The following is a 560-nucleotide window of genomic DNA, read 5'->3' on the forward strand; positions in this document are numbered from 1 at the left end:
CAAAAAAGGAGGATTTTGTTATGTTACCGTCCCTTGCCCTGATCATTCTGGTGGGGTTGGCCCTGGGCCTGCCCTGCGGGCAGCTGGTGCTCTCGGTGGCGGTGCTGGCCATCCTTATCACCGCGCCGCTTGGCGCCCTGGGCATGGACCTGACCTACCGCAAACTGCTGACCAAAGCGTGACCGGCTTTGTGACCATACAAAAAAGCGGCACCCCTGCGGGTGCCGCTTGTATTTTTGTCCGGCAGGCGACGGTTCAGCCCACCTCTTTTTTCATGATGCCGGTGCCCGCCGCGTTGATGCCCACATGGCAGGCAATGCTGCAGGGCAGGTGTACATAGGAGACCGGGATGCCGGGGAATTCCGCCTGCACCAGCGCACGCCAGCGGGCGGCCTGTTCTTCGCTCTCAAAAGTACCGGCGGTTTCCACCCGCAGCTGGGCGTCCGGCACCGCGCCGAACCGGGTGGCGCGGTCCTGTTTCAGGGCTTCCACCATTTTCTGTTCCGCCTGCTGCATGCCCCGGGCCTTGGCGTAGGTATCCAGCTTGTCCCCCTGGATGG

General features: G+C 62.9%; 2 pseudogenes. One reads left to right on the forward strand and one right to left on the reverse strand.

What is annotated here, in order from left to right:
- Positions 1 to 182, forward strand: a pseudogene (locus tag H6B10_RS15105) (cation:proton antiporter); the annotation flags it as partial.
- A 73-nt stretch (positions 183 to 255) separates the two neighbouring features.
- Here the strand turns inward: H6B10_RS15105 and H6B10_RS15110 are convergent.
- Positions 256 to 560: pseudogene (locus H6B10_RS15110) on the reverse strand (DegV family protein); the annotation flags it as partial.

The organism is Gemmiger formicilis, assembly GCF_016901605.1.
Taxonomy (GTDB): Bacteria; Bacillota; Clostridia; order Oscillospirales; family Ruminococcaceae; genus Gemmiger; species Gemmiger formicilis_B.